10 protein-coding genes and 1 pseudogene are annotated in these 15,884 nt (G+C 54.8%); 7 read left to right on the forward strand and 4 right to left on the reverse strand.

Going from position 1 to position 15,884, the window contains the following annotated elements; all coding sequences use genetic code 11:
• Positions 1-52 precede the first annotated feature (52 nt).
• From FHS09_RS19350 to FHS09_RS19380, 7 genes are all read left to right on the forward strand, one after another.
• Positions 53-307: a YciI family protein gene (locus FHS09_RS19350; protein ID WP_183462998.1), complete on the forward strand. Its 255-nt coding sequence runs from the start codon at positions 53-55 to the stop codon at positions 305-307.
• 36 nt (positions 308-343) lie between these two features.
• Positions 344-1,156, forward strand: a complete 813-nt coding sequence (locus FHS09_RS19355) for an alpha/beta hydrolase (protein WP_183463000.1) — start codon at positions 344-346, stop codon at positions 1,154-1,156.
• Positions 1,157-1,305: 149 nt separating this feature from the next.
• A complete protein-coding gene (locus FHS09_RS19360; protein WP_183463002.1) occupies positions 1,306-1,851 on the forward strand; it encodes a hypothetical protein in 546 nt (181 codons plus the stop codon).
• Between the two features lie 172 nt (positions 1,852-2,023).
• Entirely contained in the window at positions 2,024-2,875 is an 852-nt protein-coding gene (locus tag FHS09_RS19365; protein ID WP_183463004.1) for a DUF6920 family protein, read from the forward strand.
• A gap of 279 nt (positions 2,876-3,154) precedes the next feature.
• The gene (locus FHS09_RS19370; RefSeq protein ID WP_221192142.1) at positions 3,155-3,640 is read left to right on the forward strand and encodes a group I truncated hemoglobin; all 486 of its coding nucleotides are present in this window, start codon (positions 3,155-3,157) and stop codon (positions 3,638-3,640) included.
• A 389-nt stretch (positions 3,641-4,029) separates the two neighbouring features.
• Positions 4,030-4,614 carry an exopolysaccharide biosynthesis protein gene (locus FHS09_RS19375; RefSeq protein ID WP_183463006.1) on the forward strand — a complete coding sequence of 195 codons (585 nt, stop codon included), beginning with the start codon at positions 4,030-4,032 and terminating at the stop codon, positions 4,612-4,614.
• 61 nt (positions 4,615-4,675) lie between these two features.
• Positions 4,676-5,203 (forward strand): DUF6151 family protein, encoded by a 528-nt coding sequence (locus FHS09_RS19380; RefSeq protein WP_183463008.1) that lies wholly within the window; start codon positions 4,676-4,678, stop codon positions 5,201-5,203.
• Positions 5,204-5,450: 247 nt separating this feature from the next.
• Here FHS09_RS19380 and FHS09_RS19385 read toward each other — a convergent pair whose 3' ends face one another.
• From FHS09_RS19385 to FHS09_RS19395, 4 genes and pseudogenes are all read right to left on the reverse strand, one after another.
• A complete protein-coding gene (locus FHS09_RS19385; RefSeq protein WP_183463010.1) occupies positions 5,451-8,393 on the reverse strand; it encodes an eCIS core domain-containing protein in 2,943 nt (980 codons plus the stop codon).
• A 133-nt stretch (positions 8,394-8,526) separates the two neighbouring features.
• On the reverse strand, positions 8,527-10,557 hold the full coding sequence (locus FHS09_RS19390; RefSeq protein ID WP_246395149.1) for a hypothetical protein: 2,031 nt from the start codon (positions 10,555-10,557) through the stop codon (positions 8,527-8,529).
• Between the two features lie 360 nt (positions 10,558-10,917).
• A pseudogene (locus tag FHS09_RS23445) lies at positions 10,918-11,445 on the reverse strand (eCIS core domain-containing protein); the annotation flags it as partial.
• Positions 11,446-11,470: 25 nt separating this feature from the next.
• Positions 11,471-15,883: a hypothetical protein gene (locus tag FHS09_RS19395; protein WP_183463012.1), complete on the reverse strand. Its 4,413-nt coding sequence runs from the start codon at positions 15,881-15,883 to the stop codon at positions 11,471-11,473.
• Position 15,884 lies beyond the last annotated feature (1 nt).

Genomic DNA, 15,884 nt, shown 5'->3' on the forward strand with positions numbered 1-15,884 from the left:
GCTTCCTGGCGCGGGCTCAACCGATGCCTTACACCACAATAGAGGAAAATAAATGTCTCGGTACCTTGTCACGGCCTTCCGCACCCCGCAATTCGACCCATTGGTGATCGACGAACACCGCGCCTTCCTGGACAACCTCAGGGAGCAGGGGAAACTGGAGCTCGCCGGCCCCTTCACAGACCAGTCCGGTGGCGCCTACCTGATCAAAGCCGAGAACCTGGAGGAAGCCGAGGCCCTGGCATTCAGTGATCCGGTGCATACCTCAAAGTCTTCAATTGTTTCGGTTTACGAGTGGAACGCAAAGTAAGGGAATGCCAACCTCCAGGCTGGAGAAGGAGCCTCCATGGCACCCACTTCTTTAAAGAAGAAGTCCAGAGCGCAGACAATACACCGGGGAATTCAGTTGGCCTTTCTGCTGTGGTCGATGGTCTCGCTCTCGTGGCTCGCGAATTCCGTGCGAACCCAGAATGTTGCCGATGAATTGCTCCGCAGCAGCAATGACTTGACAGTCCTGCACCGGACAACCACATTGGACTTCCTGCCCCGGAAGCGGCGTGCCGCGTCGGCACTGGTATTCATTTGCGGATCCGGTATTCACCCGGAGGCTTACGCCCCTCTTTTGCGTCCAATTGCCGATTTGGGTTATCCGGTATTCACTATCAAATTGCCCTACCGCTTCGCTCCGCTGGATTCCCACAAGGGTCAGGCTGTGGCCAGAGTGAGGAAAGTGGTTTCCGGTCATCCGGAAATTACCCATTGGGTGATAGCCGGCCATTCTCTGGGCGGGGCATTGGCGGCACGCGTTGCCCACACAACTGAAGGGTTGCATACCGCATTCGTTTTGATTGGCACCACACACCCGAAAGAGGATGACCTGTCGGGAATTGGTGCTCCTTTTACAAAAATTTACGCCACTAATGATGGTATTGCTCCGGTTGATCGAGTCATGGCTTCCAGGGCGCTTTTGCCAAAAGAGACCAACTGGGTCCGGATACGGGGAGGAAACCACTCTCAGTTCGGGCACTATGGGCATCAGCTTTTCGACGGCGAGGCGACGATTACCCGGGAGGCGCAGCAGGCAATTACACGTGGGGCTCTTCTCGAAGCATTGAGAGGGAAAGCTATTGCTACGCAGCCGTTCTTGCATTCCGAGTAAACAAGCTTGCCGCCGCAAATGTCGCCCCGAGCAGCTCTCCTCCGAATAAAGTCAGGATTTCCGGACGTCGGCGTCTCCCGCCGTCGATGTGGCCAGAATTCGCCTATTCTGTACCTAATCTTTTCCCGAAAATCTCAAGTATTCCAATTATGTCCATCGCCACTCTGCTTCGAGAATTCGCAACATACCTGCTGCTGGTGGCATTGATACTGGCAGCAGGGGCCTGCCACCGCAACGACGGCAGCTCCCGCGTAAGCACACCGGGGCCCAAACAGAACTCGTATGCCTTTGAGCCAACAGCCCAGTCCAGCCAAGTGCAGTGGATTTTGCCGACCAATATGGATGCCTATCGCCAACAGATGACCGACTTTGCCCAGACCGGCGGTGCAGACCCTTTTCCAGGCATTCCCATGGTACGCAAGCCCCTGGATCTCCAGGGCAGTGTGGAAGAGCGCGCCCGCGCACTGGCGCACAAGACTGCCGCCACGGTACTGGAGAACCGCCCCGGTGCAACCGAGGTTGTTCAATTCCAGCTCCAGGGCAGCACCGCCTATATCCAGTTCGGTATGGATGTCGATGGCTGGGCGGGAGTCTCCGTGGCAATAGCGATGGTGCATCCACTGGTCGCTCTGAACCTGAAGCAATTCCCGCAGATAGATGCGGTGCGTTTCGAGGCGCCGCCAGAGGGAAATTAAACCGCCCCGGCCCCATCACCACAGGGAGGGGAGCGTCCGCAGCTGCTTCCAAGCAAGATACTGCAGGAGAAGCGAAGATCAGCGAAATATCTTCTGAGCCCCGCCGAAGCCAACCGGTGGCGGATGCAATCAAAAAAGTTCAATATAACCCCGCTATCCCGGGGATTAGTTCATGGATCTTACTGTCATCCTTGTAATCATCGCGATCGGCTCACTGGGGGCGGCCGTCGTATATGGCACTTCCCGCTGGGAAGCGAGTACCCGGAAACTGCGTGCCCGTCTCGAAGCAGGCGCCCTGCCGGTCGCCCCGGCAATCGTCGATTTTCGCGAACTCAAGGGACTGCCGGTACCGGTCCAGCGCTATTTCCGGACGGTACTCAAGGAGGGCCAACCGATGGTCAGCGGTGTCCTTATGCGACATCGGGGAACCTTCAATATGGGTGAAACAGCGGACCGCTGGAAACCGTTTTCTTCCGACCAGCAGGTGATCACCCGGCGGCCGGGTTTCCATTGGGATGGCAAGATTGCAATAACCCCCGGCTTCCCGGCCCGCGTGTATGACGCTTATATCGGCGGCGAAGGTATCCTGCATGCCGCCTTGCTCGGCTTGTTTACCGTAGCCGATCTGCGCGGCACACATGAAATCGCGGAAGGCGAACTCATGCGTTTCTTCGCCGAGGCGGCGTGGTATCCAACCGCCTTGCTCCCGAGCCAGGGAGTTCGCTGGGAGCCGGTCGATGAGCGTTCCGCGCAGGCCACACTGTTCGACGGCACGGCAGCCCCGACGTTGCTGTTCCGCTTCAACGACGCCGGTGTAATCGAGACAGTGCATGCAGAAGCCCGCGGCCGTACCCTGAGGAATCAGGTTGTCCCGACACCCTGGCAGGGGCATTTCTGGAACTATCGAGAGCGCAAGGGCATGCGGGTGCCGCTCAATAGCGAGGGAGCCTGGCTGTTGCCGGAGGGCGCAAAACCATACTGGCGCGGGCATATTACCAATATCACCTATAACTTTGCGGGGTAAAGGAAAGGGGAAGGGAATGCAATACCCTGCGCAGAAGTTTCCCAGGCAGGGTATTCCCGAATAAACCCCGAGGGTCACCACCTCTTCAAGGGCCGACGGGCTTATCAGCGAACTGACCGGGATGGACCGACCCAGATGGGCAATAGAGGTCATTCCACACAGGCATATCCGGCACCCTAGGCTATTATTGCTATAGGCGCGAATTTCTTCGAGCAGATATGCGCCAGCAGCCCCGGCCTGCGCCGCCGGGAACCATCCCTATGCGTGGGGAGTTACACCATGTCGATGTGCCACAATGCCCGTTTTTCCCTGGCTGCCGGTTTCCTGGCCCTGGTCACCGTGCTGACCTCGGCGATGGCAAACGCCCAATCCACATCTGAATCCGAATCCCGCACGCTGTACCAGCGGCTCGGGGGCCTCATGCCCATCTCCGTGGTGGTGAGCGACCTTATCGACGTACTGGTCACAGATCCGGAGATCAACCGCAATCCCGCGGTAGACGCGGCCCGCAAACGGGTGCCGGCTCCCTACTTGAAATTCCAGGTGACCGCACAGGTCTGCCAGGTCACCGGCGGCCCCTGCAAGTACACCGGGCGCAGTATGAAAGAGGCTCACGCCCACCTGAATATCACCGAGGACGAATGGCAGCGGATGATCACGCTGCTGAAGCAGGTCCTTGCCAAGCATAAGGTACCGGCGCAGGAGAGCCGGGAGCTGCTGGATATCGTCAACTCCACCAAGCCGGATATTGTGACCCGCCCGTAGCAGGAGCGGAAACAGTTCTGGAAGCACGGAATGCACCATGAAACTCGAAGGGCGCTGCCGCTGCCAAGCCGTCCACTTCAGTGTCGAGTCCCGGCCCCTTCCCCCTCAATCGCTGCTACTGCTCCAACTGCCGCAAGACGGCCGGTGGCTGCGCTGTCGATTCGTACGGAGAAGTAAGATGCCCGGGGCGGCTGTGAAGCGGCTCTACCGGGCTGTGACACCGTGCCGGCATTGGCGGTTATCCTATTAAACTGGCACGAGCGCCCGCAGGGGACCCCCGGCGTTCGCCGGGATAACTATTTTACTGATCAGGCCTACTAAACTCCCTAGTGCCCCTGTCTGGTAACAGGTTCATAACTTCCCCAAATCCATCTAGCTAGAGGGCCAATATGGCCTACGAATTCACCAGCCTGCAGCAACTGCTCGACCATATCGCCAAAACTGCCCGGCACCGCAAGCGGATCTCCCTGGACATGGTGGTCAGGGCAGTCGGGCAGCGTTCTTTCGCCCCCCTTTTGTTACTGGTGGGTATTATCCTGTTTTCGCCCCTCAGCGGTATTCCCGGCCTTCCCACGACCATGGCTCTATTGGTGTTACTGGTTGCAGTTCAGCTCCTCCTTGGGCGTAAACATTTCTGGATGCCGGGATGGATGCTGCATCGATCCATCTCCAAGGCCAGACTAATCAAGGCGTTGCACTGGCTGCAATCCCCCACAAGAGCTATTGACCGCTGGCTGCATCCCCGCCTGAGATTATTGGTAGGGCGTACAGGCACCTACGTAATCGCGATAATCTGTGTTGTTATCGCCCTGGTGCTACCGATTATGGAAGTGGTGCCCTTCTCCGCAACCGCTGCAGGTTTAACACTGACCGCTTTCGGCCTGGCACTGGTAGCCCAAGATGGATTATTGGCCATGTTAGCCTTTGTATTTACTACAGCCACGTTTGGACTGGTTATCCTTGCCCTGATTTGAACAATACGCGATCATTCTACTGATTGAGGCACAGAAAAAATCCAGGGAATGAAACACACAAATGGTAAATATAAAACTGAAGTGTAGCTGTAGCGCAGTTGAAGGCAAAGTTGTGGGTATTTCACCGAATACGGGGACCCGCCTCGTCTGTTACTGCGATGATTGCCAGGCTTTCGCCCGCTACCTGGGCCGGGAGAAAGAGATAGCGGACCAGAATGGTGGAACGGATATTTTCCAGTTGCCGCCATCCCGGATCGAAATAAGCAAGGGTAAGGAGCAGTTACGCTGTATGCGCCTGACTCCCAAAGGCATGAACCGCTGGTACACCGACTGCTGCAAAACGCCGATTGGCAACACCGTATCCGGCGGTATGCCCTTTGTCGGTATGATTCACAACTTTATGGACAACGCCAAAAGCCGGGATACCGATCTCGGCCCGGTGCTTGGCCATGTACAGACGAAGTTTGCCAAGGGGATACTCCCCCGAGCGCAATCATTCGGGAGTTCCGCTGGGTATCATCTTGCGTTTCCTGCGCAAAATACTTATAGCCAAATTGCGCGGTCAGGGCCAGCCCTCTCCGTTTTTTGATTCGAAGGGAGTACCGGTTTCCACTCCCACGGTCTTATCACCTGAAAATTAAGATGAGAATCATTTGACAAAGCTTACTTGCAAATGAATCGTGCCACAGACAGGACCTGTATTCGTCATCCGTAGCAGTACATCCGACCCAATCTGGCGCCTAGGCATCCAAGTTAGCACATCAGGTATCGAGAAGGCCTCTTATTATAACTAGAATATCTTATTCAAAATTTGCAACTATTCCGTATCAAGATATTTATACAACAATCGTTCGATTGATCAGTAACTTGTTAATAAAAGGCCTATTACCGCGACGCTCATGCTGCAAGATCCAGAACTTGATCAGCGCCGGCCAGTAAAGATCACTTGTATCAACCCCAAAATCATCAAGCACGACAAGCTGAAGGTCAAGTTCATAACTGCACGTAGAGGGATCTTTTATTCTCATCGCATCGAGATAGACCTCCAAGCCTTGTGTACCACCAATAATTGCCTTGAGTGCTGCGCTATCGCCAAAACCAAAGTGGAAACTAGGTACGGGACTTAAACTGAAAGCCCTACAGTCAATTTTTTGCAACGCTCTCATGGTCCTCATTTGTGCAGCCAATTGTGTTTGTACATTTCTAACTGCATTATTAACCGAAGTACAATGAGTGGCATCTCTATTCAGATTAGAGCCAACCCCGTGAGTCCATGTCGCTCCTGTTCCTCCGCGGAAATGAGAAACCATAGCTCTTCCATCAGAACCAGCCAATAGCCCTAACACATTATTCATGCCAAATTCCAGCAAGCTATCTGGCATTAGCCTGAAAGGCGCAACTTTAACCCATTCCCAAGTACTAAGAGACGGAAAGTCATAATAATTGAAGTCATCACCTCTACCATAATGTGGTGTACGTTCACCGAGAAAATGTCGTTTTGGGCAAATAAATGGACAGGGTGACACGGCTCTAGTTGAAGGTACCGTCTGCTGTGAATCTATCTGTTGCTGCTGCGATCCGGAAGGTTGTGAGCCTGTAACCGACCCCGGCAAAGGACCAGGTGCTGCCGGATTTGGCGCTGGTATTGGCACTGGCGCTTCTGGAGTTGGAACAGGTGATGGCGGCGATGGGACCGGGATCCTACCAGGCATAGGTAGAGGCGAAGTAGTTCCAGGTGCTGATGACTGAGGAGTATCTATACTTTCTCTTCTCGATTCAATCGGCCGACGCACTCGAATTTTTGTTTCTCCAGGAGCCGCAAAAGGATTCGGGTAATCTGCTGCGGAAAATCGCCTCAATGGCATGGAAAGTACTGGGAGATTGGCATCCTCTCCAAGCCCCTCATGGTAATGAATGTTCCAGTTTTGCCCATCCGAACGTACGACCTCAAACCTGCTGCCATCATTGTAGGAAAATCCAAGAGAATTGGTATCACCCGACGATATAGCTGATCGGGCGGCATCGACAAGGTCATTCATCTTGCCAACCATAGCATTGACAAACGCTGCCCTGAATTTTGGTCTGAAATAGCCATGCCCTTGAAATCTGAAGTCTCCGGTAGAACTCATATCAGAAATAATAGCGTTCTCCAGCCTCCAATTGGAGAAATTTCCATGCACATTGGCGTACACTTGATTCATATCATCAAATGCATCGTGATTAAAGAATATCACATGATCACCAATAATTAACTCGTCTTCAGAATTAAGCTCTACCATCTGTAGAGACTGATACTGACCGGAGCTTGTTGAGCTATCAGCAACGATATTTTCATAGCTATTCCAGCGTATTTCCAGGTTTATATCACCTTCAAACACTGCCCGATTAAAATCAGTTCTACCCATCGCATTGGCCATGACGAAAAACTGCTGAGCAGAAACCATATAGTCGCAATGCATTAATGTACGAAGACAGGCACTATTTTGATGGTTAAAAATCAGCGTACGCAATGCTTCATAAGCTTGACTCTTACCATCATTTGACAATTCAAACCAATAATGATCTGCAGAAGTAGATGGATGCACGATCCAGTATGCTTCAGCTGCTTGGGAAACCCGCGGTCCAGGGTCATCACCGCAGGAACGCGGATAACCTGTTGGCCTGGAACTGTAGGTTCTGCCTTGGCTGGCACGCATAAACAGGCTAATCAATGCTCTTTTTCTTACCTCCTGTACAGCCTCCTGATAACTATCAAAATACAAGTCTGTCCTAACCCTATGAAGACTCCGTATTATTGAAGCTATTAATTCACGCCGGTAAGATTTACTGGAAACAAAATCGAATTCTTCACCAGTTCCATTGATAATATCATCGTAATCGTGATGTACAGTACCGATATCATTTATATATTCCTCCACCTCTTCATTTGTCACTGCCCGGAGATTCTCTCTGGTTCCCACTTGAACGGTACCCAACAAAGGAAAATTTCTTTCCTCCGGAGTTATTGTGCGCATGACAATACGTCGCTGTATGGCTGGTGCCGATGGAACTGCACCCTGTTGCACCACATGGGTCAACTCATGAGCCATTAAACCAACATTACTACTACTTTGCCCTTCACCTAGATGGATGTTATTTTTATGAGTAAAGGCCATGGCATTTATATCCTTGGCAGCCTGCCTTGATCCATTACTGGAGTGAACACGAACATCGGACAAATCCGCCCCCAGAACCGGCTCAACCTGACCTCGGACTGCTTCCGGCAATGGAGCACCAGAGCCCGGAGAAGAAACAGCTTGCTGTACGCTGGTCGAGGGCTGGTTAGCTCCTCCTCCACTTTCGAATTTACGCTGAACAGCAATCTCGTCATCTTGCTCGCATTCGGCGCATAGCCGTTGCACAGGCGACGTACTCAGCAGCTTGGTTTGTACAGGTTTCTCCTCTTCCTCCTGAGGAAAAGATGCGGCCTGCATGCGCATCACAGTGTCGGCAACGGAATCAGCTTCACGTTCGTACTCATCATCCGCAGCACCCACGGTCAGCTTCGGCTGAACGACTGTTTCCGGCAGTTGATTTTTCGGCTCATTTTCGCAGCTAGTGCACATCCTTTGCACTAAACCCTCTACAGGGTTAGGCTGGATCATTCCCGTTGACAACCCTTGCCATAGCGGATTGACCAAATTTGCTCCGCTTTCCGTTCTTGATGCCCGGTTACCATGCATTGCTGACTTATTTCCTGAGCCAACCGTGCTGTCGTTCTTGGTTTGCAGATGGTTCATCTATCCGTAACTCCAGTGTCTACACTCCACTATTACATCTACACCTGCTTACAATCCGAAGGAAATTTAGTATTCGCAATCACTATCTCATCGCGGATCACGACTGATACTCCATTCATTTTGCAGTATATCTTTAGTAAATCCAGCGTCCGAGTTCTACTGTTTGGCCGGCAGTTCTTCCCTCTATGGGAGTACTCAATGCAATGCCACGCAAACGTCCACTATCCAGTGCGTCTTCCAGTCTTCTGGCCCATTCCATTCCTAATTCCCCTCCCTGAGCTCTGTATCTGGCGATTCTTGATCTGACCCAGCCAGGGCTCATCTGTCCAGAACTCAGTCCTGCTGTTCCCCCTTTGTATTCGACAATCCATAGATTTCCCGAAGCATCTTGCAAAACATCATCAAACCCTTGCCCAAATCTGCTCCTCCGAAATTCAAATGGATTAACCCAATTTGCTTCCTGCAACCCCAGTGCCTCTACAGCATGGCTCCTGCCCGCACTGACACCCACGTCGTGCGCGCCTTCAACAGTTACCATACGTGCACCAATAGTCTCATCCAATCCCTCATCAACAGCGGAACCGAGGCCGGATTCATCATACAAGGCTCCTCCCCGACGAGTTTCTCCCGCTATGTGCTCAGCGGTATCCAGACCATCTTCCAGTTCATTAAATATCCGCGTATATCCAGCATCATCCTCTACCGCAGCCAACCTCCCGCGAAGAGCTTCAGGTGAAGTACCAATGTCCTCTAATGCCAGCCCCCGTGCATTGAGATCACTCATAAGATCATCAAGATAATCAATGACCCATTCTTCGAGGTTTTCCGGCCAACAGGGGGAAGCACAGTGTTTCAATAGACGCGCCGCTACTGGATTTTCGGACAGAGCGCTCAGTAGCTCCGGGCGCCGTTGAAACATTCCCAGAGTCTCGTCATTGATAGTGCCCAATCGACCAACATCTGTTGGATCAAGCATCAGATCATCGATTAACGACGTTATCTCATCCATCTGCCCTTCACCAAGGCGGAGGGCATCCAGCGCCATGGCCCCTCTTGCAGCCCTAAACTCTCTGGCAACCATTCCCAGATCCGCCGCTGTCAGGATCGCTGTCACCGCCAGCATAGCCCAATCCAGGGTTCCCGGACCGCCAACTCCAAGTAGCTCAGCTTCGGGGTTTGTTGCAGCATCGCTCATCGTCATTTGATCAAGTACTTCTTCAGTCTGCATGGCTAAGTCCAGTAGCCCAACTCCGGCTGCCAATGCTGGGCCAACTACTGGAATAAACACCAATGCTACCTGGGCGAACGTTAATCCCAGAGTCCACCAGAATTCGGTCATTTCATGATCGCTAATAACCTCATCAAATTCGGTATGCAAGCCAGATGGAAGCGAATTTTTTGTTGCTGTTATCGCTTCCGGAAGATCAAACGGATGGATATCCTCACTACCGATATCGACTATTGCATCATCTATATCTTCAATAATTTCCTGATATGCATTGCGAACTTCACTTTCCAATGTCTCATCATTGTCATACTCCCCTTCTTCAAAATCTTCTGCATCCAGTTCGCTAAAAAATGGGTAGGCTTCATATAGCTTGCTTAGAGAAAGTTTAATGCCATTGATCTGCTGCTGACGCCAATCTTTAAGATATCTGGATATACCCCAGGCAAACATACGCAGCTCGTCACCACTTCTTCGAGCGCCAAACACATACCTTGCCGTACGACGGAGATAATTTCTTATTTCAACAGAGTTATAAGAGGAAGCACTATCGGCAATCGTGTTATACATATCGTTGATATTGCCGACAGAAGAAGAGCTGATAAGAGAGCGGGCATGCACTGTAGACAAATCCCTGCGATATCCTTCCAGCTCCTCCTTCAACTCTTGTAGTTGATGTACTTTTGCCGCCGTCTCCCGTATCCTGGAAATTGTAGCCGCTCTCCCCGGAACCACGCGGTCAAACTCATTTTCCGGTTCGGTTCTATCCTCCAGACTTCGAATCATTTCATTTTGTCGTGCCCCTACCGTTGACCGATGTGAAGCCATCATTCCCAAGGCATTCAGCTTGACCAGCTTCCTGATCCTTGCAGAAAACAATTCTCTCTCTTCATCAGTAGAAGGCTCTCCGGACTCATTGATCTCCCTTTCCGCCTCCATCGAAGATCCAGCAGCCTCCGAAAGGGTTGCCAGGTAGGCCTCTCGGAAATATCCTGTACGCCTATGGTGGGGGCCTATAAACGACCATGCATAGGGGTTCCCTGGGTCAAGCGCCTGTCCGTTAAATTGGATTAGGGTACTTCTCTGTGGGGACCGGCTTGCAGAAGTCTTGCCCTGAACCGCCCGGGAAATTCCATCCCCTCTTGCTGGTGCAGTGTGGCCGGCCCCCGGCGCGACTTCGTTCAGTAACGGTTCCGCGGACTCGCCCGCCACCACCGCATCTGCCACCCGGTCGGCATGGAGCTCCCAGCGATCGTTGGGGCGACCCACATTATCCGGGAGCTTAAGTCCTGAACGCTGCTGCACCGTGTGCGCGGCTTCGTGGGCGGCGAGGCGCAAGTCCGGAGGTTGCCGGAAGGCTATGCGGTCGCCCGAAGTGTAGGCCAGCGCACCCATACGTTCGCTAGCTCTACTGGCCGCGGCGCCAATAGTGGTGCGCACACCGGAAATGTCGTGGTGACCGAAGGCTTCCTGAATTCGCCCTTGGTGGGGCAGCGGTTGGTTGGCTTCAGACAGCCCCTCTCTGGCGATACCTTGTATGACTTGGGTATTGGCTCTTCGCCCATTGCTGTCTTGCCGTCGCTGTACTACCGCAGTCTGCTCACCCTCCTTTGAACACTCGGCACACATTCTCTGTACCAGCTTTGCCTGTGATATCGGGGAATCTGTCTCCCCGCTAGCCCCTCGCCAATTGCCGATGACCATGCCCCGCCAGAGTGGATTGAACCGAAATTCCACATTCGTATTCTGCTCCTGGTGTCCGCGACTCTCGGGTTGCTTATTGTTTGCAGTTGTCGCTTCTCCAGACTTGGCCCGCAGATTACCCATGGCTACTGCCTGTCGATTCCCGGCGCTACTTGAGCACTATGCCCCGGTCGAGCACAAAACTACTACGCACTATCTCGACCTTCTCTTTGGCATTCGCCTCGCGCACTACAACTTTGGCATTCCGGTTCGCCAGGCCCTCTTCTTTGAGCACCTTGAGCAGCGCTTTCGCTCGGGCCTCATCCTTCTCGCCGGCGGTACCGTCCATGCTTATCTGTTCCAGGGTTTTGATTTTCGTATCGCTGCTGTCTAAGCGCTCTATTGCCGCGGCGAATAGCTCGTCACGTATCAGCTCGTTGTTGCTGTCGAAGCGAACGATATTTGCCAGTTCCATGGAGAGAACCGGTTCTGTGCTATCGCCGGTCTCGCTTCCACGTACCAGCGCGACGGATTCGATGGCTTCAGCTAACCGGAGCGGTTTGATGGGAAACAGCACGACAGTTAGCGCCGGGCACTGTACCGGAAACTCAACCACCTCATCGCCGAGATCGGACCCATTAACCGCAGTCAGCAACATCCCACGTTCAACCTCCATCAGGTTGTTGATTTTTTCTGCCTGCTGCTTTACCAGCTCCTCCTCCATGTGACCTTTGTCAGTCAGGGTCAGATAGTAGCCAGTGAAACCGGAAGGCGAACCTCCACCTAGTGCTGACAGCCATTTTTGCCGAAACTGCTCTACAGAAACTTTTTCCAATTGGTCGCTATCCAGATAGAAGTCCAACGGTTGCAGATGGGAGAAGGCGTTTTCCCCATCACCGTTTTGGAGCATCTCAGCCGTGATCTTCCCATTTTTTGCCAGCTCCTGCAGACGCATCAGTATTGCCGACGGATTATCTGTTTGAGACGTGATGAAATAGACATCATGGCACTGGGTTTCAGCTATCAGTATTGTGGCCTTGGGACAAGCGCGGAACAGCCTGGAAGGCGCAACCTCATAACTTACACGGCTCTCATCGACAGAATTATCCAGCACTCTGGCAATCCTGAGAGCCTGCTTGCTGGTAATCTGCTCCTGTTCTTCAGTATCTTCCACTCCCATAGTGATTACCCGGCTAACAGGGCCATCGCCGAGCAGGTCCCAGCTTGCGTCCAGTTCTGCGGCTGTACCTGTGCCATAGAAGGTTTCGCTGCCGCTTTCAAAGCGCGGACTACTCGAAAGCACTTCGCCACCTTCTTGCCGGATAAAGTGCGTCAGCGATACACTAGTGTCCTCACTCTTATATTCCTCCCATTTTTTTCCCATCTCGTCTGGATTACTGGTTAGCAGTCGGTACACCATATGGCACTCGGTGGCCACCGCCTTGGTGAAATAGACAATCACGCCATCCACTTCGCCGGCGGCCAGCGACGCGGGCACGCGATTGATGCTGAGCAGTTCCAGGTCGTCCGCCGGCTCGCTTACCGGAGCCAGCAGATCTGTCAGCCGCTGCAGGCGGGCGTCGGCCAGCGCCTCGCCGTCGTCGATCACCTCGCCTTCACTGGCGATCACGCCTATATGCGTATCCGCATCCACCTGTACAGCCGCCTGCCAGTCGCTGCGCACATCTCCGTGGGAGGTCTCCACCGCGGCCAGGCCGGGGGCGAAGGCGACGGTGGTAACAGCCTTGGGCTTGAAGCCGGCGATTACGCCGTCGGCATCAGCAGCCAGCTCCTCGGCGAGCTTATCCACGTCGATCTCCACGGGTAGGTGGATATGGTAGATCCGGTACTGGCGCTCCCTGACCAAAACCTCGGGCACCGTGATCTGCTCACAGGTCTTCTCCCTGCGGCGGTGGAAAAGTACCCAGGATTCCCGGGCGAGAATCCGCAGTTCCTCTGGCAGTTTCTGTGGCGGCGGGAATAGCAGCTTGCCGGCGCGGTCGGCAAAGCCATTGTTGTCGGTGGCCTTGCCAATGGCGCTCAGCGCATTGAGGGAGGCGCTGTGGAATTCATTGCCCGGCTTGAGTACCGCGCTGTCCTCGACCAACGAAGCCTCGGCAAATACAAACTCTTCCGAGCCCTCTGCCGCGGCCAGGTTCGTAGCTATCCCCGCGACAAATTTCTCGGCTCCGGAACTGGTATATTTGCTTTGATAGCGCAACAGTACGCGGGCCCGCGATTCAGTGACGGATACCCAGCTGCGTTCGAACAGGAGTTGCACATTGTCCAGGCCAGCAAAAAAGGACGGATTTACAATGGCGATGGAAATACTGGGCGGCAGACCGGCGAGGGCGGCCCGGCTGATAATCACCTTTTCATCCAGCTCTACCGGTTCTGAACGCTCGCTGCGCTCACCATCGGCCAGGGTGACCTGCTGCCAGGTGCCGTCGGCAATCAGGCGGCCCACCAGTTTGGTATCGGTTTTCTGCGCCGCGCCCTGGGTGATATGCAACTGGCCGCTGATACGACGCTCTTCGACAGTCAGCTGGTTTACATTGTTGATGGTGCGCGAGACCACCACCGTGCATTTTCCCCGCACATCGGTGGATTCACCGGTGGCGAGTTCGAAAGGGTTGCGCTCGGTCTTCAAGTCTAACCAGAGTGCCGTGCCCGGCACCAGCGTGGACCCCGCGAGCGCATCGATATTGGTATTAATCCTGAGCCCACTGCTCAAGCGCTCTGCGGTGTCGCCCTCCCCCAGCAAATTCAGCACCGAATCGGCCGCGCGCCTGGCCGCCGCCAGGGTGGCTGTCTGCAGCGCCGCCTGGCGGCCGCTCTGCGCGGCGCAGTAGAAACTGAAGCCGCCGCTCGTCAGCCGTTCGCCCCGGGCCGCGCCGGACACCTCCGGCAGTTGCCTGGACACAGTGGCCGCGTAGGAGATAACACTGGAAAACTCCGCGGCCTCGACAGTCTCATTGCCGCGCAGGGCACTGAGTCGACTCAGCACCTTGCGCGGCCATCCCAGGGCAAACAGTTCGCCACGCAACTGGATATTCGCCCGGTAACCAGTGCCGCGGCTCTCAACTTCCAGTTGCTGGATTTCCCCGTTGGGCACCAGCACATCCACCCGTGGTTTTTTTGCGGCGTCCTCCAGCCCCTGCAACAGGCAGATTCGCTCCATATGCTGCGCCTCCTCCAGGGCGTGGGCCACAAAGTCCGGGCGCACGACACAAAAGCGCAGGTCCACGCCGGGACCGAACATCCGTGTCACCTGTTCGTTGACACTCACAGTACTGTTGGCATTGACCGGCAGGTAGCCGGCGCTGGGCACTTCGACAATACCGCAGTTGATCATCAGCCGGTCCGGTACTGCGATACGCGATACGTCTACCAATTTTTGATAGTTGCGTTCCAGCTGCGATAGGTCCTTGGCAAAATCGAAATCCGCTGCGGCCAAAACACTTTCGTCAAATTCCGCCAGGCGTCCGGCCACCGCGCCCATGCGGTCCAGCAACAACCGCATACCCTCCGCCGCTTTGCCGGCCACTTTGCGGGTGTCGGCGCAGGGATCGAAATCCACCAGTTTCTTACAGGGCGCCTCCGGGTCCGTGGCGGTCAGGCAGGCGCGCAACTGGCACTGGAACTGCAATATCTGGGCGAGGAAAACCTTCCACGGCCGCATCATCATGCGGTAGGCCCAATAGTGGCGCGGCGGCACTTCCATGCGCTCGCGGCGGGCGGTCCAGGCATCCAGGAACAGGGTTGTTCCACCCCGGCGCCCGAGCACCGCAATAGGCACACCATTGCCCGTCGCGGCCGCCGCACCCAGGCACCAGAGGGAGGACGTGAGTCCGCTGGCGGAGATCTGCGCGGCGACCTGTCGGCGCTCCTGTTCGAAATAAGCGGAGGCCACTCGCGAGCGCAGATGCGCTTCGCCCAGGGCGACCGCCTGGGATTGCTTCAGCGGCACCGTCAGTTCCAGCGGCGTGGCGCGCACTTCAATTCCCTCGATAATGTAGGAGCGCTCGGTGCTGGTGGTACAAGCCTCGGAACAGAGTTTGCCGTAAACATCCTCCTCGCCACAGTAGGCCTCTGCGTGGTGCAGGGTAATCAAATAGAGGTCGCTGCTCTCCGCCACGCCCAGGGGGGGCTCTTCGGTATGCAGTACGCAGTCGTCGAAGCCGCCGGTATCCGCTTTTTCCACCACGGCAACCCGCTGTTCAACGGCAAGCGCCGCGCGGGATTTTTCGATCAGTTCGGCGATCCCCACGCGGATATCCTCGTGCAGCATCAGTGCGCGGCCGGCGTTGTCGATGGCCATTCCGGTACCGATGGACAGCTCCCCGCCCGACAGCAGGCAGTCGTAGCCGTGCACCACCCCGGCGCCACCGGCGCGGTTGGCGATGCGCACCTGGTTGAGTAGGGCCTGTTGCTCCAACAGGAGATCCGGTGCGCGCAGGAATTTGCCATCGAAATAGTGAAGCCGGCGCAGCAGGCCGCTCTTGTCGATAATGGTGTGACCGCTGCTGGAGCCGATTTTGACCAGGCTGGCGCCGGTGCCGGTGATCGTTTTCTCTGCCATG

This window comes from Microbulbifer rhizosphaerae (assembly GCF_014191725.1).
Classification (GTDB): domain Bacteria; phylum Pseudomonadota; class Gammaproteobacteria; order Pseudomonadales; family Cellvibrionaceae; genus Microbulbifer; species Microbulbifer rhizosphaerae.

Bases quoted from the DNA above. Each gene is read 5' to 3' on its own strand.
- FHS09_RS19350 (WP_183462998.1), top strand. From the start codon at position 53: ATGTCTCGGTACCTTGTCACGGCCTTCCGCACCCCGCAATTCGACCCA.
- FHS09_RS19355 (WP_183463000.1), top strand. From the start codon at position 344: ATGGCACCCACTTCTTTAAAGAAGAAGTCCAGAGCGCAGACAATACAC.
- FHS09_RS19360 (WP_183463002.1), top strand. From the start codon at position 1,306: ATGTCCATCGCCACTCTGCTTCGAGAATTCGCAACATACCTGCTGCTG.
- FHS09_RS19365 (WP_183463004.1), top strand. From the start codon at position 2,024: ATGGATCTTACTGTCATCCTTGTAATCATCGCGATCGGCTCACTGGGG.
- FHS09_RS19370 (WP_221192142.1), top strand. From the start codon at position 3,155: ATGTCGATGTGCCACAATGCCCGTTTTTCCCTGGCTGCCGGTTTCCTG.
- FHS09_RS19375 (WP_183463006.1), top strand. From the start codon at position 4,030: ATGGCCTACGAATTCACCAGCCTGCAGCAACTGCTCGACCATATCGCC.
- FHS09_RS19380 (WP_183463008.1), top strand. From the start codon at position 4,676: ATGGTAAATATAAAACTGAAGTGTAGCTGTAGCGCAGTTGAAGGCAAA.
- FHS09_RS19385 (WP_183463010.1), bottom strand. From the start codon at position 8,393: ATGAACCATCTGCAAACCAAGAACGACAGCACGGTTGGCTCAGGAAAT.
- FHS09_RS19390 (WP_246395149.1), bottom strand. From the start codon at position 10,557: ATGGAGGCGGAAAGGGAGATCAATGAGTCCGGAGAGCCTTCTACTGAT.
- FHS09_RS19395 (WP_183463012.1), bottom strand. From the start codon at position 15,883: ATGGCAGAGAAAACGATCACCGGCACCGGCGCCAGCCTGGTCAAAATC.